Raw genomic sequence first — 449 nt, forward strand, 5'->3', positions numbered from 1 at the left:
ACTTGATGTAGTGGAAGAAGCAGCGGCGCAGGAACGCGTCGGGCAATTCCTTCTCGTTGTTCGACGTGATGATCACCAGCGGGCGGTGCTTGGCGCGGATGGTTTCGCGCGTTTCGTACACGTAGAACTCCATGCGATCCAGTTCGCGCAGCAGATCATTGGGGAATTCGATGTCGGCCTTGTCGATCTCGTCGATCAGCAGCACGACAGGTTCGTCCGCCTCGAAGGCCTGCCACAACACGCCCTTGACGATGTAGTTGCGGATGTCGTGCACTTTGTCATCGCCGAGCTGCGAGTCGCGCAGGCGCGAGACGGCATCGTATTCGTACAAGCCCTGCTGGGCCTTGGTGGTCGACTTCACGTGCCACTGCAACAGCGGCATACCCAGTGCGGCGGCCACTTCCTCGGCCAGCATGGTCTTGCCTGTGCCCGGCTCGCCCTTGATGAGC

Annotated in this window: 1 protein-coding gene; it reads right to left on the minus strand. The window is 60.6% G+C overall.

Annotated features, from left to right (window positions below; translation table 11 throughout):
• Positions 1 to 449: AAA family ATPase (locus C1I95_RS37480; protein ID WP_146605963.1), on the minus strand; the 449-nt coding region annotated here is incomplete at both ends.

It is taken from the genome of Micromonospora craterilacus (genome assembly GCF_003236315.1).
In the GTDB taxonomy this organism is placed as follows: Bacteria; Actinomycetota; Actinomycetes; order Mycobacteriales; family Micromonosporaceae; genus Micromonospora; species Micromonospora craterilacus.